This is a genomic window from Sporacetigenium sp. TC11 (assembly GCF_058146105.1).
Genome location: NZ_JBYVNY010000001.1, coordinates 326991 through 347943, shown reverse-complemented (window position 1 = coordinate 347943; position 20953 = coordinate 326991). Strand labels below are relative to the sequence as shown.

Here is a 20953-nt window from a genome sequence, read left to right as displayed (position 1 = left end):
GGGGATTAAAATGATCCTTGAATTGTATATGAAAAACTGTGCTCTTATAGATGAATTAAGATTAAGTTTAGAAGAAGGACTTAATATATTAACGGGAGAAACAGGCTCAGGTAAGTCTATAATAATAGATTCTCTAAACTTGTGTTTAGGGGATAAATACGATAGGACATTTTTAAGAAGAGGTACGAAGAAAGGTATAGTAGAAGCTGTATTTTGTATAGAAAACAATTCTTTGAAAGAAAAACTAAATGAATACGGTGTAGATATAGAAGAAGACAATCAAATAATAATATCAAGAGAAATATTTGCAGATGGAAAAAGTATATCTAGGATAAATGGTAGAAATGTAAGATTATCATTACTTAAAGAAATAAGTTCTTATCTTATAGATATACATGGACAACATCAAAATCAAGTTTTATTTCGCAAAGAAACACATATTGAATTTCTAGATTTGTTTGGCGAAAAAAACTTAAAAGAAGTTAAAGAAGATTATATAAATGTTTATAAAGAATACAACGATTTAAAAAAAGAATTAAATAAGCTAAATGAAAATAAAGATGATATGCAAATTCAAAGAGAAATAGATTTAATCAAATTTCAAATCAATGAAATAGAAAGTGCAAATTTAAACTCCAGCGAATATGAAGAACTTTTAAAACAAAGAGAGATATATAGAAATGGAGAAAAAATATACAATAATTTAAATGATTGCTACTCAAATCTCTATGATGGAGGCATGAATGCAGTCGATTTCATATCAAAAGCTACTAAAGAACTAGGTTCTATAAGCCAATACGATGATAAGTTAAAAGAGTACCATGAAGTTATAGAACGTATAATGTATGAAATTCAAGATATATCTAGGGATTTAAGAAACTATAAGGAAAATATAGATTTTTCTCCCCATCAATTAGAACAAATAGAACAAAGAGTAGATACTATAAATGGTCTAAGAAGAAAATATGGAGAAACAATAGAAGAAATACTAAAATATAAAGAAAAAATAAATTCTAGGTTAGAAGAAATACTAAATAGAGATGAAAAGGTTGAAAAGCTTAAATTTGAGATAGATAAAATAAAAAATTTATTGTCAAATAAGTCATATAATTTAACTAGTATCAGAAAGAAAGTAGCAGATTTGTTAGAAGTTAAAATCTTAAAAGAACTAAAATCTCTAAATATGAAAAATGTATCATTTAAAGTTTGCTTTAAAGATTTAAATGATTTTACTATTTCTGGGAAAGATGATATAGAATTTATGATTTCATTTAACTTAGGTGAAAGCTTAAAGCCTATATATAAGGTAGCATCTGGAGGAGAGATGTCTAGATTTATGCTTGCCTTTAAGACTATACTTTCAGATATAGATAAAATAAACACACTTGTGTTTGACGAAATAGACACTGGTATAAGTGGCATAGCTGCTCAAATAGTAGGTGAAAAACTAAAAGACATATCATATAAAAAGCAAATAATATGCATAACACATTTACCACAAATAGCAGCAAATGCAGATATCCATTTTTCTATAGAAAAAATAACATCAAAAGATAGAACTTATACTACAATACAAAAACTAGGATATGATAATAGAATAAATGAAATAGCGAGACTTATAGCTGGAAGTAATATAACTGAAAAAACTATAGAACATGCAAAAGAGATAATACAATTATCTGTTAAAGGCGCTTAAATAGCGCCTTTTTTTTCATGAAAAACATGAATTTTGAGCAACGGACCTGTTTCTTAAGGTCGTTGGCGACATGAGCATAGCGAATTTTTGTAAAATATTGTATTGGATATAATATTACCTTTCAAGGAAAATTATTATTAATATAAAACTTTAGTCAAAATAAGGATGTGATTTATATGACTAAATTAAATAAAAAGATAATTTTATTTTCCGTACTATCTTTATTTATATTAGTTGTTTCATTTTTTAGCTTCAATATATATATAAAAGAAGCTTATTCCCAACCTAAAACAGAAAAAACATACTTAGTTCCTTTAGGAGGTATAAGTGGTATAACAGCTAATACTGAAGGTGTTTTAGTAATAGGAATAGAAGAAGAAGCTAAATCAAATTTAGGGGTTATAAATGTAGGGGATGTAATAACTTCGATAGAAGGTATAAAAGTAACTAATGAATCTGACATATCAAAAATATTAAAAGATACGAAAAAAAATGTACTAAGCATTACAATAAAAAGAAATGAAAAGTATATAGATATAAATTTTGAACTATTTAAAGATAAGAAAGACTATAAAATGGGGCTATGGGTTAGAGATAAAATATCTGGTATTGGGACTTTAACATATTACAATCCAAATACGAAGGAATTTGCAGCTCTTGGACATGGAATAACTGATATTGACAGTAAAACATTAATAGAAGTAAATGAAGGCGATTTGTATTTACCGACAAAAATAAATATAATCAAAGGAAATATTAAAAAAACTGGAGAAGTTATTGGAGAATTTGATACACAACATTCTATAGGTAAATTTAAATATAATGATGTATTTGGAATAAGAGGAATATTAAATGATGTATCGAATTTTAACTTACCTGAAGCATTAGAAGTAGGTCATTATTATGAAGTAAAAACAGGGCCTGCTAAAATTCTATTCCAAGATAAATACTACGATATAAAAATAGACAAGTTATACAATCACAATACTCCACAAGATAAAAGCATGATAATAGAAATTATAGATAAAGAGTTAATAAACTACACAGGGGGAATAGTTCAGGGAATGAGTGGATCACCAATTATACAAAATAATAAAATAATAGGTGCAGTCACCCATGTATTTATTGATAACCCAAAAAAAGGATATGGTATTTTCATAGACTGGATGATAAAATAAAAATATGGTAAAATACTATGATATTATGTTTTACTATATATTAAAAAATTAAAATTAATAGAAGGAAACGTATTCATAATGTCGAATTTAATTTAATATGATAATAAATAAAAATGTTTTGTTAATTGGGGGGAATTTTAAGTGAAAGAAAAGATCAAAATAGTGTTAGCTGACGATAATAGAGACTTTTGTCAAGTTTTAAAAGAATATTTATCAAATGAGGACGATATAGAAATACTAGGTGTTGCTAAAGATGGATTAGAAGCGTTAGAGTTAGTACAAGAAAAGCAACCTGATTTACTTGTATTAGATATTATAATGCCACATCTAGATGGTTTAGGAGTTATAGAAAAGTTAAATTCTATGAATATAGAGAAAATGCCTAAAATAATAATCTTATCTGCTGTTGGTCAAGATAAAATAACTCAAAGAGCAATAGGGTTAGGTGCGGATTACTATATAGTTAAGCCATTTGATTTCGTTATATTTATTAATAGAATAAGAGAATTAGTTCAAAATAGATCTGTAGCTTTTCAAGAAAGAAGCAAACCTATGATTGAAGTTAGATCTCAAAAAACTGATTTTGTTAAAAATACAGGAAATATAGAAACTGAAATAACTAATATTATACATGAAATAGGAGTTCCAGCTCATATAAAAGGGTACTTATATTTAAGAGAAGCTATAAAAATGGTTATAGAAAATGTAGAATTATTAAGTGCGGTAACTAAGGAATTATATCCGAATATATCTAAAAAATTTAATACTACTCCAAGTAGAGTTGAAAGAGCTATAAGACATGCTATAGAAGTTGCATGGAGTAGAGGAAAAGTAGATACTATAAACCAACTATTTGGATATACTGTTCACAACACTAAAGGGAAACCTACAAACTCAGAATTTATAGCTATGATAGCAGATAAATGAAGATTAGAACATAGAATGGTTAAATAAGAACAAAATACCTCTTTAATAGAGGTATTTTTGTTTTTTTGTATTTTATATGATAAAAAATGGAAAAATAAGTTACAATATTTTTTAGAGGTGTTTTTATGAAATTATATATTCCAGCAAATGTACAAAAAATAATAGATATATTTTATAGTAATGGTTATGAGGCGTTTATAGTAGGTGGATGTGTTAGAGATAGTATATTGGATAAAGACCCTAATGATTACGATATAACCACAAATGCAACACCGCAAGAAGTATTAAATATATTCAGTGAATATAAAACTATACCTACGGGAATAAAACATGGAACTATAACTCTAATAATTGATAATGAGAGTTATGAAATAACTACATATAGAATAGAAGGTAAGTATTCTGATAATAGAAGACCAGATAATGTAGAATATACAAGATCTCTTTTAGAAGATTTAAAAAGACGTGATTTCACAGTAAATTCTATGGCCTATAACCATAAGGTAGGATTAATTGATGAATTTAGAGGAATTGACGATATAAACAATAAAATAATAAGATGTGTTGGGGATCCCTCTACCAGATTTCAAGAAGATGCTCTTAGAATGATACGTGCTATTAGATTTAGCGCCAGACTTAAGTTTGATATAGAAGATAATACTATTAAATCAATATATGAAAATTCTAATCTAATTATAAATATAAGTAAGGAAAGAATAAAAGATGAAATAAATAAAATAATATTATCTGATAACCCCAAAAAATTATACTTACTTTATAATACAAAACTATTTGAGTATATGGGACTTAATATGCCATTAATAAAAGAAGATGATATAAATATATTAAGTAAATGCGAAAAAAATATGTCATTAAGGTTGACGCTTTATTTAAATTATATTAATAATGTAGAAAAATCTATAGATATTTTAAAAATATTAAAATACGATAATAAAACTATAAACAAATGCAAAATTCTTTTAGATAGTATGAATGAAAGTATATTGGATAACAAGCAAAATATAAAAATATATTTAAATAAAATTGGAAAAGATAATTTATATGATTTAATTTATCTTAAAAAAATATACTATAATTATTTTGGGTTAAAAGAAATGTACAATAATATTGATTATGTAGAAAATATATTAAATGAAGTTATAAATACAAAGGAATGTTATGAAATAAAGTCATTAAAAATAGATGGTAACGACTTAAAAAATTTAGGATATAAAGGGCCTATAGTGGGAGAAATTCTAAATAAACTACTTCATACTGTAATAGAAGATCCTTTTATGAATGAAAAACAAAAGTTATTAAGCTTCTTAGAAAAAATTAACTTATAAGCAGGGGAGCCTGCTTATTTTTCTATACGAACAATCTTAATATTTAAATCATGTGTATTTAGTGATATAATGAAATGAGTTTTGAAAAATATGTAAAATGCGGAGGTTTTTAGTAATGAGGATAGAGGCTCCTATCAGAATAGACAGAAAAACCAAAAGGTTAGCAACGAGACTTACTGGAGGAGAAATAGCTGTAATAAATCATATAGACATAGATGAAGTAGCTGCAAATTCTTTGGTAGAAGGCAAAATAAAGGCAGTAATAAATGTAGCACAGTCTATAAGTGGTAGATATCCAAATAAAGGACCTGGAATACTTGCGGAAAAAAATATACCTATAATAGATAATGTAGGCCAAGACGTATTTGATAACTTACAAGAAGGTCAAATAATACAAATAATAGATGGAAAAGTGTATAAGGACGGAGAAGTAATAGGACAAGGAGAAGTTTTAGATAGGGAAAAAGTACAAGAAAAAATAAGGTTGGCTTATGAAAATTTATCTGTAGAACTAGATAGATTTATAGATAATACAATAGAGTATGCAAAAAAAGAAAAGGGATTTATACTTGGAGAAGTAGAAATACCAAACGTTAAAACGGATTATAAAAACAAACACGTTTTAGTAGTCGTTAGAGGTCAAGATTATAAACAAGATTTAAGTACAATAATATCCTATATAGAAGAAGTTCACCCTATACTTGTCGGCGTAGATGGTGGAGCTGATGCACTTTTAGAATTTGGATATACTCCAGATGTAATAGTAGGGGATATGGATAGTGTAAGTGATGAAGCACTAAGAAAGGCAAGAGAAATAGTAGTACATGCTTACCCAGATGGTAGAGCTCCTGGTTTAAAAAGAGTTGAAGAACTAGGACTTGAAGCTATAGTATTCCCGGCACCTGGAACTAGTGAAGATATAGCTATGCTTACAGCATATGAATATGGTGCAGAATTAATAGTTGCACTTGGAACTCATTCTAATATGATAGACTTCCTGGAAAAGGGAAGAAAGGGAATGTCTAGTACTTTCCTAGTAAGACTTAAAATAGGATCGAAACTTATAGATGCAAAGGGAGTTAATTTATTATATAGAAGTAAATTAAAAGTGAAATATATATGGGCTTTAATTATAGCTGCACTTTTTCCTGTATTAATTATCGCTTCATTATCCCCACGTGTTCAACAATTTGTACAGTTATTACAACTTAAATTTAGATTATTATTACAATAGGGAGGACAAAATTCATGCATATAAACATGAAGTACTATATAGTATCTATAGGTGCTATATTTATAGCTTTAGGTATAGGTATATTAGTTGGATTTAACTTAAACTATGATGAAGCTTTAAGTAAGCAACAATCAGATATAATAAAAAATTTGGATAAAGAATTTGAAAATTTAAATTCAAAAAATAATTTCTTACAAGAATCTCTAGATACTACTCAAGAGAAGTACAATGATTTAGTTACTTATATAGATAATAATTATGTATATTTAATACAAAATCAGCTTGAGGGGAAAAATATAGGGGTTATAAGTACTACACAAGATTATGATTATAAAATAGATGTTAGTGATATTATAACTCATTCTGGAGGAAATATTACATTTGATATAACAATAAAAAATGATGTATTAGATCAAAACAAACTAGAACAAGTATCAAAAGAGTTTGATACAGAAGTTAAAAGTACTGTTCAACTTGCAAATTATATAGGAGAACTTTTAAGAGACAATAAAAATAAAACTGCATTATTAAAGTTAGAAGAACTTGGCATAATAAAAATAAACAGTTTTGACGATAGTTATAAAACTTTAGATTCTTTAGTATTAGCTGGGGGAAGTCAGGATTCAAAGGATAATACAAAACTTAAAGGTGTAGATATACCTTTAATAAAATACTTCAAACAAAATAAAGTATATGTACTTGGAGTTGAACAATTAGAAGTTGAGAATTCTTATATAAGTTCATATATAAAAAATAAGATACCAACTATAGATAATATAAATCAAGGAACAGGAAAGATTTCTTTAATTTTAAGTTTACAAAAAAATTTAATAGGAAATTATGGAGTAACTGAAAATGCTCAAAGTTTAATTCCTATTAAATAATAAGGAGTGATAAAATGCCTCACTATATAAGCATTATAATACCAGCTTACAATGAAGAAGATAAGATAAAAGATACATTAATGGGAGTGCTAAGTATACCAGAAATAGATGAAATAATAGTAGTTGATGACGGATCAAGTGATTCTACTTATAATATGGCTTTATCAATGAATAACACTAAAATAAAGTCATATAAATTAGAACAAAATAAAGGAAAGGGACATGCCTTAAATTATGGTCTTAAAGTAGCAATGAAAAAGGCAGATATAATAGGATTTGTAGATGCTGATTTAGGATCTACATCTTCTGATGTAGGAAAACTTTTGAATCCTATATTAAATGATCAAGCAGATGTTACTATAGCTAAATTTCCACCTGCTAAGAAAAAAGGTGGGTTAGGTTTTGTGAAAAGATTGGCAAAAGAATCAGTAAAGGAAATGACAGGAGTAGAACTGGATTCGACATTGTCAGGTCAGAGGATATTTAAGAAAAATGTATTAGAACATTTTAGTGAAATTCCATTTGGATATGGAGTTGAAGTAGGTATGACAATAGATATACTAAAAAAAGGATTTAGAGTACAAGAAGTATTAGTAAATATGACTCATAATGAAACTGGAAGAAATTTAAAAGGATTTATACATAGAGGTAAACAATATTACCATATTAAGAAGGTTTTAAAAGAAAAGAAAAGAGAATGGAGGTAGAACTCCTTGGAATTAATATTGAAAGCATCATTGTTTTTAACTGGAATTGTAGGAACTTATATAATGATTCCTTACTTCAGAAATTTATTAATAGACAGTAATGTTGTAAGGCCAAATTATAAAAAAGATATGATACCTGTAAGTATGGGTATTCTATTTTTGCCTATGTTAGTAATCAATGGAATTATACTCGGGTATTTTACAACATCTAGTTCTAATTTAGTTTATTTATACTTATATTTATTTGGAAGTATATCTATGTCATTTGCAGGAATACTAGATGATTTAATAGGTAACAGGGATGTTTCTGGGCTTAAAGGTCACTTTAAAAGTTTGTTCAAAGGAAAACTTACAACTGGAGGATTCAAAGCTTTATTTGGAGGATTTGTAGGTCTATGTATATCAGTTGGAATATCAAAGGATATAAGTGATATAGTTATAAATACTTTAATAATAGCATTATCTACAAACTTAATGAATCTTTTAGATCTAAGGCCTGGTAGAGCTATAAAAGGATATTTATTTATAACAATAATATTATTTTTTACTGCTGGAACATATCCTAAGTTATTAATATTATTATTGATACCAAGTGTTTTAGCTTATTTTAACTACGACCTAAAAGCAAAATCAATGATGGGCGACGCTGGGTCAAATGTACTTGGGATATCCATAGGAATAATAATTGTTTTGAGCTATTCATTTAATATTAGAATTTCGTGGCTTGCATTCATAGTGCTTATACACGTATTGACAGAAAAATATTCATTAACTAAGATAATAGAAAAAAATAAATTCTTAAATTATATAGATAAATTAGGAAGGTAATATTATGATAAGCAAAAAAATAGGAGTTGTTCATTCGATTATTAGTAAGAATGAACATTTAGAAGAAATAAGAGTAACAATAAATGATAATATAGAAAAAGCTTATAATTATTCAGATATAAATGGAACTGTGAATATAGGAGATAGTGTTGTTTTAAATACCACTGCTGTAGAGCTAAGTCTTGGAACTGGTGGATATCACTTTGTTATAGCAAATTTAGATAACTTGGAATCTAATTTAACTGGTGAAGGCCATATAATGAAGCTTAGATATACTCCACTTCAAATAAAGTGTATGACAGTAGAAGAACAAGATAGCCAGTACCATGATAAAGTAGATAATTTTAAATCTCTTAATAACCTACCTGTAGTAGTAGGAACACTACATAGTATGTTAACTCCATTTGTTGCAGCTTATAAGAAAAACAATTCACATAAAAAAATTGTGTATATAATGACTGATGGAGCATCTCTACCTATTTATTTAAGTAAAAATGTAGAGACATTAAAAGATAAAAATCTTATAGAAAGTACTATTACTATAGGAAATGCCTTTGGCGGAGATTATGAGTGTGTAAATATATATACAGCTCTTATAGCTGCAAAGGAAGTATTAAATGCAGATGTAGTATTTGTAAGTATGGGTCCAGGAATAGTTGGAACAGGAACCAAGTATGGGTTTACTGGAATAGAACAAGGCTATATATTAGATGCCGTATGCAAGTTAGGTGGACGTGCTATAGCTATTCCTAGAATAAGCTTTGGAGATAAAAGAGATAGGCATAAAGGAATAAGCCATCACAGTATAACAGTACTTAAAGAAATAGTTAATAATAAAGTAGAAATAGTTATAAATGTATGTGATGATAAAAATAAAGATATAATAATAAATCAAATAGAGGAAAATAATTTAGATAAATTACACAATATAATATATATAAATAATAAAAATACAGAAGAAGATCTAAAGTACTTCGAACTAAAAGTTAAGAGTATGGGAAGAAATTACGAACAAGATAGGGAATTCTTTGATAGCGCAAGTGGTGCAGCATATTATTTAACGGAGGAATGATATGATAGTAGAAGAGAAAACTATAAGTAGTGATAGAATATACACAGGTAAGATAGTAAGTTTAAGGGTAGATACAGTAGAACTTCCTGATCACAAATATCAAAAAAGAGAAATAGTTGAACATGGAGGAGCTGTAGGTATAGTTGCAGTAAATGATAAAAATGAAATATTACTGGTTAAACAATTTAGAAAACCTATAGAAAATGTATTATGGGAAATACCAGCTGGAAGATTAGAAAAAGGAGAAAATCCTAAGGATTGTGCAATAAGAGAATTAAAAGAAGAAACAGGGTATAGTGCTCAAAACATAAAACTTATACATCAATTTTATACATCTGCTGGATTTTCAAATGAAAAATTATATATATATTTAGCAACTAATCTATCTAAAGGAGATATGAAACTAGATGAAGGCGAATATCTAGATGTCCATACAGTGACATTAGATGAAGCTTTAAATATGGTTTTATCAAATGAGATAAAAGATGCTAAGACAAGTATAGGAGTTTTAATGTGTAGAGAATTACTATAAGTTGTCATAACCCCCTTATTTTTAACATAAGATTATGTAAAGTTAAAAACAAGGGGGTTGTACATTTGAGAAGAATATATAAAAAAACACAGTTTGAAAAATCAACTAAACTAATAATGTTATTCATGCTTATGTTGACTATATCGATTACTTTTGGCGTATATTTAAACAAGCTATTCCCACAAGCACAACAATCTATGGCAGAAAATATAAATTCTACAGTAGATTTTTATAATACGAATATAGATTTAAGTCAGGTTTTATTTTCTAATTTTAAAAGTGATTTAATATTTACATCATCTATCTATTTATCTACTGTATTTTTAGTTACATTTCCTATAGCTTTTTTATCTTTGATGTTAAAAGGAGTATCAATAGGATATACTATTAATACATTTATATTGGCATTTCAATTAGATGCAAGTAAAATAGTTTCATTGACTGTATTTAAAAATATAATATTAATCCCTGGAAGTTTTATATTGCTTTTATTCTCATTAAATTATTTTAAGGAAGCTTTACAAATATATAAAAGTAATAACAAGGACAAGATGAAATTTATAACTAAGAAATATACATTAAGTAGCATAATGTTGATAGCAGCAATAATTATAGTACAAGCTCTAGTAAATGCAATATCAATAGGAGCTATGCAAATACTACTTTAATAGGGGAGCTTACTATGCAGACAATAAATATGTATGTGGAATACATAAAAGGACAAAGAAATTTATCACAAAATACTATAACATCGTATTATCTTGATTTAAAAAAATATAAAGAATATATAGAAAAAAATAATATTATAATAGAAGATTTAAATGAAGGAGATATAATAAATTATTTAATATACTTAGAAAAACAAAATATATCTACATCTAGTATATCAAGGACTATATCGTCAATAAAATCTTTTCACGATTTTTTGTTTTCTAGTAGAATTACGGAGAATAATCCTGCTAAAAATATTAAAAAACCTAAAATAGAAAAGAGCACTATAAACATACTTACAGAAGATGAGATAGAAACTTTATTAAATTCTCCAAATTTAGATAGTTCAATAGGAATAAGAGATAAGGCAATATTTGAGACCCTATATGGTACAGGAATTAAGGTTTCAGAACTAGTAAAAATGGATTTACAAGATGTAAATATAGATATGGAGTATATAGACTGTAGATACAGTAAATGCGGAAGAATAATACCATTATCTAATACAAATAAAAAGTATTTAACTATGTATTTAAATAAATCAAGAGATAACCTTATAAAAGGCAATGGTGAAGAAGCCTTGTTTGTAAATTCTAATGGACATAGATTTACAAGACAGGGACTGTGGAAAGTAATAAAAAAACATGCTCATAAGTGTAGTATAGATAAAAGCATAAACCCTACTATGTTAAGACATTCATTTGCTATACATTTACTAAATGGGGGAGCAAATATAAGTGTTGTAAGCAAAATACTAGGAAACTCTAATTTGGCTAGTTTACAATGCTATTTAAATCATATAAATCAAAATGTAAGAAAAGAAATTAAAGAAAAGCACCCTAGAAAGTAAGTTTATATAAGGAGTTGATAATATGAACAAGAGAGTAATATGGATTATAATAGATAGCGTAGGTATAGGTGCTCTTCCTGACTCTGAAAAATTTGGAGATATAGGAGTAGATACTTTAGGGAATATAATAAAAGCAAGTAATGGAATAAATATACCTAATATGATGAAATTAGGAATAGGGAATATAGATGGTATAAATGGGTTAAAAGGTATAGAAAATCCTATAGGAGTATATGGAAGAGCAGCAGAAGTTTCTCAAGGCAAAGATACTACAACAGGCCACTGGGAAATGTCTGGATTATTTGTGAAAGAACCATTTAAAACTTATGAAAATGGATTTTCAAGAGAAATACTTGATGAATTTGAAAAAAGAACAGGAAGAAAAGTTATAGGAAATAAGCCTGCTTCAGGTACAGCTATACTTGATGAATTAGGAGAAGAACATATGAAAACTGGAGCTGTCATAGTATATACTTCAGCAGACAGTGTATTTCAAATAGCAGCACATGAAGAAATAGTGACTCTAGATGAATTATACAATATGTGTAAAATAGCTAGAGAAATAATGATGGGAGAAAATGCAGTTGCAAGGGTAATTGCAAGACCTTTTGTAGGTACTCCTGGCAACTTTGAAAGAACTTCAAATAGACGAGACTATTCACTAGATCCATTTGAAAATACTGTACTTGATAATATAAAAAATGCAAAACTTGATGTTATAGGTGTTGGAAAAATAGAAGATATATTTAATGGTAAAGGTATAACAGAAGCTATACATACCAAAGACAATATGAATGGTGTTGATGAGACTATAAATTATATGAAGAAAGATAATAAAGGACTTATATTTACCAATTTAGTTGATTTCGATTCAAAATACGGTCATAGAAGAGATGTAGTAGGATATAAAAATGCTATAGAACAGTTTGATGAAAGAATACCTGAAATAATAGAGAATATGAAAGATGAAGATATTCTTATAATAAATTCAGATCATGGAAATGACCCAACATATAAGGGAACAGACCATACAAGAGAATATATACCAATATTAATATATGGTAAAAATATAAAAAAAGGGCATAATCTAGGAACTAGGACTACATTTGCAGATATAGGAGCTACAGTTTCAGATATATTGAATGTTGAATCTCCGAAATACGGAAAAAGCTTTAAAAACGAAATGATGAAATAATAGGAGGACTAATATGAATAACTTATATGAAAAAATACAAGAAAGTGCAAAATATATAGGGTCTAAAATAAATATTAAACCACAAATAGGGCTAATATTAGGATCTGGACTTGGAGTACTTGGAGATGAAGTAGAAAATCCTACTATAATAAAATACAATGAAGTACCTAATTTTCCAGTATCAACAGTTGAAGGTCATGCAGGACAACTTGTTATAGGGAAATTAGAAGGAAAAGATGTAGTAGTAATGCAAGGAAGATTTCATTACTACGAGGGATATCCTATGCAAGATGTAACATTTCCAGTAAGAGTTATGAAGGCATTAGGAGTAGAAACTATAATAGTCACTAATGCTGCAGGAGGTTCAAATGAATCATTTACTCCTGGAGATTTGATGATAATAACCGATCATATAAATTTTGGAGGAAACAATCCACTTATAGGACCAAATGACAATAGATTAGGTGTTAGATTCCCTGATATGTCTAAAGCATATACACCAGAATTAATAGATCTTGCAAGAAATACAGCAAATGAATTAGGAATAAATGTTAAGGAAGGCGTTTATATGTTTTTAACTGGACCAACATATGAAACTCCAGCTGAAATAAAAATGGCTCAAATGCTAGGGGCTGATGCAGTAGGTATGTCTACAGTACCTGAGGTCATAGTTGCATCTCATTCACAGCTTAAAGTACTTGGTATATCTTGTATAACAAATATGGCAGCAGGAATACTTGATCAACCTTTAAATCATGAAGAAGTTATAGAAACTACTCAAAAGGTTCAAAAGGAATTCTTAAGTTTAGTTAAAACTACAATTAAAAATATGTAAATTAATTAAATACTATAGGCCTGATTATATCAGGCCTATATGAGTTGATTAGTAAAAGGTATTGTAAAGGAGATGTAGCTATGAGAATGTACGATATAATAAAGAAAAAAAGAGATAAAAATCCTTTAAGCAAAGAAGAAATAAACTTTTTTATAAGAAAATATTCTAATGGTGAGATACCAGATTATCAAGCATCAGCATTATTAATGGCTATATTTTTAAATGAAATGAACAAAGAAGAAACTGTTTATTTAACAGAAGCTATGATGAATTCAGGAGAAGTAATGAATCTTGAAGATATAAATGGTATAAAGGTTGATAAGCACAGCACAGGTGGTGTTGGAGATAAAACTACAATAGCACTAGCTCCCCTTGTCGCAGCATGTGGTGCACCACTTGCAAAAATGTCTGGCAGAGGCCTTGGTCATACTGGTGGAACATTAGATAAACTAGAATCTATACCTGGATTTTCTATAGAAATGAGTCCAAAGAAATTTGTAGATTCAGTTAATAAGCATAAAATAGCAGTATGTGGTCAAACAGCAACAGTTGCAGTGGCAGATAAGAAAATGTATGCATTAAGAGATGTCACAGCTACAGTTGATAATATATCATTAATAGCGAGCAGTATAATGTGTAAAAAGCTTGCTTCAGGTGCAGATGCCATAGTTTTAGATGTAAAAACTGGTGATGGAGCATTTATGAAAACTTTAGATGATTCATTTGAATTAGCTAAAGAAATGGTAGATATAGGCTGTGGTATGAATAGAGATACAATAGCATTGGTTACTGATATGGATGAACCTTTGGGATTTGCTGTAGGCAATTCACTTGAGGTTATAGAGGCTATAGAAACATTAAAGGGAAGAGGGCCTAAAGATTTTATTGAATTATGTACGTCATTAGGATCTTATATGTTAGTTCTTGCAAAGGAAGCACACTCATATGAAGATGGAGTAAATAAAATAAAAGATGCTATAAGCTCAGGAAGTGCCCTTGATAAATTAAGAGAATTTATAGAAAATCAAGGTGGAAATAAAGATATAGTAGATAACTATGATCTACTTCCAAAGGCATCTAATATTATAGAGATAAAATCTGGTAAGTCTGGGTATGTAGTTAAAATAGAAGCTGAAGAAGTAGGTATATCTGCAATGATGTTAGGAGCAGGTAGAGAAACTAAGGAAGATGAACTTGACTTAGCTGCTGGAATAGTTTTAAATAAAAAGGTTGGAGATTATGTAGATGAGCAAGATACAATAGCTTATATGCATGTAAATGAAATGAAGAAATTTGAAGAAGCAAAGAAAAAACTTATAGATGCATATACTATATCTGAAGAAAAAATACCTAATAAAAAGCTTATATACGGTGTTGTAACTAAAGATAAAATACAAAGATTTTAATATATTATGATTATAAAAGGCCTAACGTGTTAAAAATAACGTTAGGCTTTTTTATGTATAATATGTTTATTTCGACAATTTTATTGAAATTTTTTAATCTTAGTTTTATAATAAAGAATAGATTATTTTTACAAGGAGTAGGTACACAGATGAAGAAAAAAACCAAAAGAGTGGTTTTGTTAAGCTCCATAGCAGTAGTTTTTATTATCTTAATAGCATCTATTTATGTATTAAATGAAATCGGTCCTTATGATGAAAAAAACAATAAGGAAATAATTGTAGAAATACCTAAAGGATCTACTTTAAATAAAACATCTGATATATTATATAAAAATAAAGTTATAAAAAATAAGACTTTATTTAAAGTATTAGGTAGAATTACTGAAGAAGGTTCTAAAATCAAGGCAGGTACCTATACAATTAATCAAAACTATTCAAATAAAGAAATTCTAGACTTATTGTCATCTAATAAAGGCCAAAATATAGGAATAAAAGTAACTATACCTGAAGGATATACAACAAAAGAAATAGTAACTTTGCTAGTATCTAAAAAATTAGGAACTAAAGAAGTTTATGAAGAATTAATAAAAAATCCATCGGCATTTAGTGATAAATTTACTTTTTTAAAAAATCTAAAATCAATTGAAGGATATTTATATCCTGAAACTTATTATTTCGAAAAAGATTTAAGTGAAAAAGAAATATTAAGTGAAATGATTAAAAGCTTTGATAAAATATATACAGAAAAGTTTGAAGAAAGACAAAAAGAACTTGGATTAGATCTAAATTATATAATAACATTGGCGTCTATAGTTGAAAAGGAAGCGGTTTTAGATAAAGATAGATCGGTTATAGCAAGTGTATTTTATAATAGACTTAAAATTGATATGGCTCTACAATCAGATGCGACAATACAATACGTATTTCCAGAAAGAAAAGAAAGAGTAATGTATAAAGATCTAGAGAAAAAATCCCCATACAATACTTATTTAAATAAAGGTCTTCCACCTACTCCTATAGCATGTCCAGGAGTTAAGTCAATAGAATCTACCCTATATCCTGATAACACTAATTATCTTTATTTTGTAGCCAACGTAGATAAAAGTAATGACTATAGTGTTACCTATAAAGAACATCTAAAACATGTTGAAGAAAACAAAAAAGAAAGAGAAAGTATGAAGAATAACTAATAATATTATAAAAGTTTTCCTAAGGGAAGACTTTTTTAGCTTTGCCACCTTAAAGGAGTGAAATAATGAGTAATATAGTAGATAACTTAGTGGAACAATACATTAGAAAAACTTTAATTAAAAGTACAGGACTTTTAGAAGAACTAGAAAATTATGCGAATGAAAATAATGTTCCTATAGTTCATAAAGAAGTAGCAGAGCTACTTAAAGTTATGTTAAAAATACAAAAACCAAAGAGAATATTGGAAGTTGGATGTGCTATAGGATATTCTTCTATACTGTTTGCAAATGCCCTTGAAGGAAACTGTGAAATAACTACAGTTGAGAGAAATGAAGATATGATAAAAGTTGCAAAAGAAAATATAAAAAAAGCAGGATTTGAAAATGTAATAACAATATTAGAAGGAGATGCTGTGGAAAAATTAAATGAAGTAGAAGGACCTTTTGATATGATATTTTTAGATGCAGCAAAAGGGCAATACAAATTATTCTACGATATGGTTATTGATAAATTAAAAATAGATGGTGTTCTTATATCTGATAACATACTTTACAAAGGAATGGTAGCCTCTGATGAGTATGTTATAAGAAGGAAAAAAACTATTGTTAAAAGAATGAGAAACTATTTAGATTATATATGTAGTTGTAATTACTTAGATACATCTCTTCTTCCTATGGGAGATGGAGTAGCAATAAGTTACAAAAAAAATAATGAGGTGAAAGTGAATGAATAAAATTGAATTATTAGCTCCTGCAGGGGACTTAGAAAGATTAAAAATAGCAATAACATATGGTGCAGATGCAGTTTATATAGGTGGAGAGTTTTTGGGAATGAGAGCTGCAGCAAAAAACTTCTCTAAAGAAGATATGGCAGAAGGTGTAAAGTTCGCACATGAAAGAGGAAAAAAGGTTTTTGTTACAGTTAATGTTATACCTCATAACGAGGATTTTGAAGGCATAGAAGAATATTTATTAGGATTAGAAGAAGTAGGAGTAGATGCAGTTATAGTTTCTGATCCAGGAGTACTTAGTGTTGTAAAAGAAGTAATACCTAATATGGAAATACATTTAAGTACTCAAGCTAATAATACAAATTACTTAAGTGCTAAGTTTTGGTACAAGCAAGGGGTAAAAAGAGTAGTAATGGCAAGGGAACTTTCTTTTGAGGAGATAAAAGAAATAAGAAAAAACACACCGGAAGATATGGATATAGAAGCTTTTGTACATGGTGCTATGTGTATGTCTTATTCAGGTAGATGTTTAATAAGTAATTATATGACTGGAAGAGATGCAAATAGAGGAGCATGTGCTCAGCCTTGTAGATGGAAATATAATTTAGTTGAAGAAACTAGACCAGGAGAATATTTCCCTGTTTATGAAGATGAACAAGGTACATTCTTCTTTAACTCTAAGGATTTATGTATGATAGAATATATACCTGAACTAGTAGAATGCGGTATAAGCAGTTTTAAAATAGAAGGTAGAATGAAGACTGCTTATTATGTTGCAACTGTAATAAGAGCTTATAGAGCTGCAATAGATGCTTATTACAAAGATCCAGAAAATTGGAAGTTTGATCCTACTTGGTTGGAAGAACTTAAAAAAGGAAGTCATAGACACTATACAACAGGATTTTATGAAAAAAAACCTGATACTGAAGATCAAAATTACGCTTCAAGTTCATATATAAGAAATTATGATTTTGTAGGGATAGTTAGAAGTTATGATGAAACTACTGGACTTGCTACTGTAGAGCAAAGAAATAAAATGGTTGTAGGAGACGACATAGAAGTAATAGGCCCATATATTGAAACAATGAATGCTAAAATAGAAAAAATATACAATGAAGATGGTGAAGAAATAGAATCAGCACCTCATCCAAGACAAATAGTAAGGCTGAAATTAGATATTAAAGTTGAAGAGAATTATATGTTGAGGAGGGAAATAGAGAGTGGAAACTAAAAAGCCTCTTATAATAGGTATAACTGGAGGTACTGGGTCAGGTAAAAGTACAGTTTGTAAAGCTATAATTGGAAGTACACCTAAAGAAAATATAGCAGTACTAGAACAAGATGCATACTACAAAGATCAAAGTCACTTATTATTTGAAGAAAGACTTAAAACAAACTATGACCATCCTCTAGCTTTCGATAATGATTTATTAAAAAAACATATAAAAGGATTGTGTAATAGAAAAGTTATTCAAAAGCCAATTTATGATTATGAGTTGCATACTAGGAAAAAAGATGAAACTGTAGCTATAATGCCAAAAGATATAATAGTAGTTGAAGGAATAATGATATTAGAAGATGAAGGATTAAGAGATTTATTGGATATAAAAATATATGTAGATACTGAAGATGATTTAAGAATATTAAGAAGAATACAAAGGGATATAAATGAAAGAGGTAGAACTGTAGATTCAGTCATAGAACAATATTTAACAACAGTAAAGCCAGCACATGACCAATTTATAGAACCTTATAAAAAATATGCTGACATAATAATACCTGAAGGTGGTAAAAATGAAGTTGCTATAGATATAGTTATAGCAAAAATAAGATCAGAATTACAAGAAAGACAATTATAATTTATGCATAAGCCCCTTAATATTTGTCAAGAATGACAAGTAGTAAGGGGTGATTTATTATGCGAAACAAAAAAAATGTTATAACCGCAAGAATAAAAAGAAGAGCAGCGTGGATGTTTACAATTATGCTAACAATTTTATTAGGATTAATAGGTAGATTAACTTATATACAATTTATTGAAGATGAGTTTTATCGTAAAAAAGCATATGAACAAAGTCAAGTGAAGGTACAATTAAGCAGTGGTAGAGGTATTATATATGATATAAATAACAAGCCTTTGACGGATACAAAAAAACAAAAAATAATAATAATAAGAAATCCAGATTTTGAACTTAATAATGATGTAATAAAAATGTTAGTGGACATAACTAAAATGAAAGACGAAGAAATATTAGCAGCTTTTGCAGAAAGTAAACTTTTAATAGAATTGCCTGTAAATTATATGAATAGCGAATATGAAAACATATTAAAAGAAAAAGAAGTATTAATAAAAGAAAAGACCTATAGATATTCTGATGAAAATATACTTACCCATATTATAGGATATATAAATGAAGATGAAAATAAAGGTGTAAGCGGTATAGAAAAGTCAAAAGATGATTTTTTTAAAAATAAAAATATAGAGTATGTTGAAGCTTTTATAGCTAGATCTAAAGGTTTAGTTCAAGGAAGTATAAAAACTGAGAAAAGCAACGATGATAAAAATTTAAGATTAACAATAGATTATAATATTCAAAAAATAGTAGAAAAAGCACTAGATTCTCAAAGTAACCCTTCAGCAGTAGTAGTATCAGATGTAGATACTGGTGAATTATTATCTATTTCATCACGTCCTAATTTTGACCCAGATGAGATAGAAAAGTATGTAAATAGCAAAGATGGAGAACTTGTAAATAGAGCACTACAATCTACATATCCTCCTGGATCTATATTTAAAATAGTAGTAGCATATGCTGCGTTAGAAAATAAGGTTATAAAAGATGGAGAATTATTTAATTGCACAGGAGAAATAGATGCAGGAGGACATATAATAAGATGTCCTAAAGAAGGAGGTCATGGAATTCAGACATTTGAGCAAGCATTTGCCAACTCTTGTAATACAACATTTGTCAAAGTTGGACAAAGATTAGGAACACAAAAAATATTAGAAGCAGCAAAAAAACTTCATTTAGAAGGAGCAGTAGGTGTAGGTTTAGATGATGAGGTATCAAAGAAATTACCTCAAAAAACAGATATAGGTAATTTATCTATAGGACAAGGAGAATTAGAATTTACTCCATTACAAATAAACCAACTTACTCAAATTATAGCAAACAATGGTTTATATAGGCCACTTTATTTATACGATGGCATTTTAGATAAGAATATGAATGTTATAAAAAGTTTAAAATCAAGTAAAGAAAAGGATATAATATCACCTTATACTATAGGGAACATAAAAGATATGATGAAATTAGTTAATACTATAGGAACGGCAGATGATTTAAAGGACCTACAAGGAGAATCTGGAGGAAAAACTGGATCTGCTCAAAGTTACGGAGATGGTAAACAACTGACTCATGGATGGTTTACTGGATTTTATCCAGCGAATCGCCCTAAATATGCTATAACTGTATTTGTTTATGATGGGAAGTCTGGTTCGGGATCTGCTGTCCCTATATTTAAGCAAATATGTGAAGATATAAACAAAATTTAATAAGTACAAGTTAATTAAACTCTGTACAGGCAATTTTATAAGGCCACCCTCATATAATTTACAATGATACATCAA

Annotated in this window: 20 protein-coding genes; all 20 read left to right on the top strand. The window is 28.2% G+C overall.

Annotation, left to right across the window (positions count from 1 at the left end):
* Positions 1–10: 10 nt before the first annotated feature.
* The 20 genes from recN to ACUSRV_RS01570 all read left to right on the top strand — a co-directional run bounded on the left by recN (position 11) and on the right by ACUSRV_RS01570 (position 20878).
* Positions 11–1696 carry a DNA repair protein RecN gene (recN, locus tag ACUSRV_RS01665; protein ID WP_490140172.1) on the top strand — a complete coding sequence of 562 codons (1686 nt, stop codon included), beginning with the start codon at positions 11–13 and terminating at the stop codon, positions 1694–1696.
* A gap of 176 nt (positions 1697–1872) precedes the next feature.
* A complete protein-coding gene (locus ACUSRV_RS01660; protein ID WP_490140171.1) occupies positions 1873–2874 on the top strand; it encodes a SpoIVB peptidase S55 domain-containing protein in 1002 nt (333 codons plus the stop codon).
* A 141-nt stretch (positions 2875–3015) separates the two neighbouring features.
* Positions 3016–3801, top strand: coding sequence for a sporulation transcription factor Spo0A (gene spo0A, locus ACUSRV_RS01655; RefSeq protein ID WP_490140170.1), 786 nt, complete (start codon positions 3016–3018; stop codon positions 3799–3801).
* 125 nt (positions 3802–3926) lie between these two features.
* Positions 3927–5147, top strand: coding sequence for a CCA tRNA nucleotidyltransferase (locus ACUSRV_RS01650; RefSeq protein WP_490140169.1), 1221 nt, complete (start codon positions 3927–3929; stop codon positions 5145–5147).
* A gap of 115 nt (positions 5148–5262) precedes the next feature.
* Positions 5263–6381: a putative cytokinetic ring protein SteA gene (steA, locus tag ACUSRV_RS01645; protein ID WP_490140168.1), complete on the top strand. Its 1119-nt coding sequence runs from the start codon at positions 5263–5265 to the stop codon at positions 6379–6381.
* A 14-nt stretch (positions 6382–6395) separates the two neighbouring features.
* Positions 6396–7265: a copper transporter gene (locus ACUSRV_RS01640; protein WP_490140167.1), complete on the top strand. Its 870-nt coding sequence runs from the start codon at positions 6396–6398 to the stop codon at positions 7263–7265.
* A gap of 14 nt (positions 7266–7279) precedes the next feature.
* Positions 7280–7972 (top strand): glycosyltransferase family 2 protein, encoded by a 693-nt coding sequence (locus tag ACUSRV_RS01635; RefSeq protein ID WP_490140166.1) that lies wholly within the window; start codon positions 7280–7282, stop codon positions 7970–7972.
* 63 nt (positions 7973–8035) lie between these two features.
* On the top strand, positions 8036–8800 hold the full coding sequence (locus tag ACUSRV_RS01630) for a glycosyl transferase (RefSeq protein ID WP_490140416.1): 765 nt from the start codon (positions 8036–8038) through the stop codon (positions 8798–8800).
* 4 nt (positions 8801–8804) lie between these two features.
* Entirely contained in the window at positions 8805–9872 is a 1068-nt protein-coding gene (locus tag ACUSRV_RS01625) for a DUF3866 family protein (RefSeq protein ID WP_490140165.1), read from the top strand.
* Position 9873: 1 nt separating this feature from the next.
* Complete coding sequence (locus tag ACUSRV_RS01620) at positions 9874–10404, top strand: NUDIX hydrolase (protein ID WP_490140164.1); 531 nt, start codon at positions 9874–9876, stop codon at positions 10402–10404.
* A gap of 65 nt (positions 10405–10469) precedes the next feature.
* Positions 10470–11072, top strand: coding sequence for a stage II sporulation protein M (locus tag ACUSRV_RS01615; RefSeq protein ID WP_490140163.1), 603 nt, complete (start codon positions 10470–10472; stop codon positions 11070–11072).
* 14 nt (positions 11073–11086) lie between these two features.
* A complete protein-coding gene (locus ACUSRV_RS01610) occupies positions 11087–11965 on the top strand; it encodes a tyrosine-type recombinase/integrase (protein ID WP_490140162.1) in 879 nt (292 codons plus the stop codon).
* A gap of 22 nt (positions 11966–11987) precedes the next feature.
* The gene (locus tag ACUSRV_RS01605; RefSeq protein ID WP_490140161.1) at positions 11988–13160 is read left to right on the top strand and encodes a phosphopentomutase; all 1173 of its coding nucleotides are present in this window, start codon (positions 11988–11990) and stop codon (positions 13158–13160) included.
* Between the two features lie 13 nt (positions 13161–13173).
* Entirely contained in the window at positions 13174–13995 is an 822-nt protein-coding gene (locus tag ACUSRV_RS01600) for a purine-nucleoside phosphorylase (RefSeq protein WP_490140160.1), read from the top strand.
* 80 nt (positions 13996–14075) lie between these two features.
* Positions 14076–15401 (top strand): pyrimidine-nucleoside phosphorylase, encoded by a 1326-nt coding sequence (locus tag ACUSRV_RS01595; RefSeq protein WP_490140159.1) that lies wholly within the window; start codon positions 14076–14078, stop codon positions 15399–15401.
* A gap of 149 nt (positions 15402–15550) precedes the next feature.
* Complete coding sequence (gene mltG / locus ACUSRV_RS01590; protein WP_490140158.1) at positions 15551–16591, top strand: endolytic transglycosylase MltG; 1041 nt, start codon at positions 15551–15553, stop codon at positions 16589–16591.
* Between the two features lie 65 nt (positions 16592–16656).
* Positions 16657–17325: an O-methyltransferase gene (locus ACUSRV_RS01585; protein ID WP_490140157.1), complete on the top strand. Its 669-nt coding sequence runs from the start codon at positions 16657–16659 to the stop codon at positions 17323–17325.
* A complete protein-coding gene (locus tag ACUSRV_RS01580) occupies positions 17318–18553 on the top strand; it encodes a peptidase U32 family protein (protein WP_490140156.1) in 1236 nt (411 codons plus the stop codon). The genes ACUSRV_RS01585 and ACUSRV_RS01580 overlap by 8 nt, the downstream gene beginning before the upstream one ends.
* Complete coding sequence (gene udk, locus ACUSRV_RS01575) at positions 18543–19181, top strand: uridine kinase (protein WP_490140155.1); 639 nt, start codon at positions 18543–18545, stop codon at positions 19179–19181. Before ACUSRV_RS01580 ends, udk begins: the two co-directional genes overlap by 11 nt.
* 59 nt (positions 19182–19240) lie before the next feature.
* Complete coding sequence (locus ACUSRV_RS01570) at positions 19241–20878, top strand: peptidoglycan D,D-transpeptidase FtsI family protein (protein WP_490140154.1); 1638 nt, start codon at positions 19241–19243, stop codon at positions 20876–20878.
* Positions 20879–20953 lie beyond the last annotated feature (75 nt).

Bases quoted from the DNA above. Each gene is read 5' to 3' on its own strand.
- ACUSRV_RS01660 (WP_490140171.1), top strand. From the start codon at position 1,873: ATGACTAAATTAAATAAAAAGATAATTTTATTTTCCGTACTATCTTTA.
- ACUSRV_RS01570 (WP_490140154.1), top strand. From the start codon at position 19,241: ATGCGAAACAAAAAAAATGTTATAACCGCAAGAATAAAAAGAAGAGCA.
- ACUSRV_RS01635 (WP_490140166.1), top strand. From the start codon at position 7,280: ATGCCTCACTATATAAGCATTATAATACCAGCTTACAATGAAGAAGAT.
- ACUSRV_RS01640 (WP_490140167.1), top strand. From the start codon at position 6,396: ATGCATATAAACATGAAGTACTATATAGTATCTATAGGTGCTATATTT.
- steA (WP_490140168.1), top strand. From the start codon at position 5,263: ATGAGGATAGAGGCTCCTATCAGAATAGACAGAAAAACCAAAAGGTTA.
- ACUSRV_RS01620 (WP_490140164.1), top strand. From the start codon at position 9,874: ATGATAGTAGAAGAGAAAACTATAAGTAGTGATAGAATATACACAGGT.
- ACUSRV_RS01580 (WP_490140156.1), top strand. From the start codon at position 17,318: ATGAATAAAATTGAATTATTAGCTCCTGCAGGGGACTTAGAAAGATTA.
- recN (WP_490140172.1), top strand. From the start codon at position 11: ATGATCCTTGAATTGTATATGAAAAACTGTGCTCTTATAGATGAATTA.
- mltG (WP_490140158.1), top strand. From the start codon at position 15,551: ATGAAGAAAAAAACCAAAAGAGTGGTTTTGTTAAGCTCCATAGCAGTA.
- ACUSRV_RS01650 (WP_490140169.1), top strand. From the start codon at position 3,927: ATGAAATTATATATTCCAGCAAATGTACAAAAAATAATAGATATATTT.
- ACUSRV_RS01630 (WP_490140416.1), top strand. From the start codon at position 8,036: ATGATTCCTTACTTCAGAAATTTATTAATAGACAGTAATGTTGTAAGG.
- ACUSRV_RS01610 (WP_490140162.1), top strand. From the start codon at position 11,087: ATGCAGACAATAAATATGTATGTGGAATACATAAAAGGACAAAGAAAT.
- ACUSRV_RS01605 (WP_490140161.1), top strand. From the start codon at position 11,988: ATGAACAAGAGAGTAATATGGATTATAATAGATAGCGTAGGTATAGGT.
- ACUSRV_RS01625 (WP_490140165.1), top strand. From the start codon at position 8,805: ATGATAAGCAAAAAAATAGGAGTTGTTCATTCGATTATTAGTAAGAAT.
- ACUSRV_RS01585 (WP_490140157.1), top strand. From the start codon at position 16,657: ATGAGTAATATAGTAGATAACTTAGTGGAACAATACATTAGAAAAACT.
- ACUSRV_RS01595 (WP_490140159.1), top strand. From the start codon at position 14,076: ATGAGAATGTACGATATAATAAAGAAAAAAAGAGATAAAAATCCTTTA.
- ACUSRV_RS01600 (WP_490140160.1), top strand. From the start codon at position 13,174: ATGAATAACTTATATGAAAAAATACAAGAAAGTGCAAAATATATAGGG.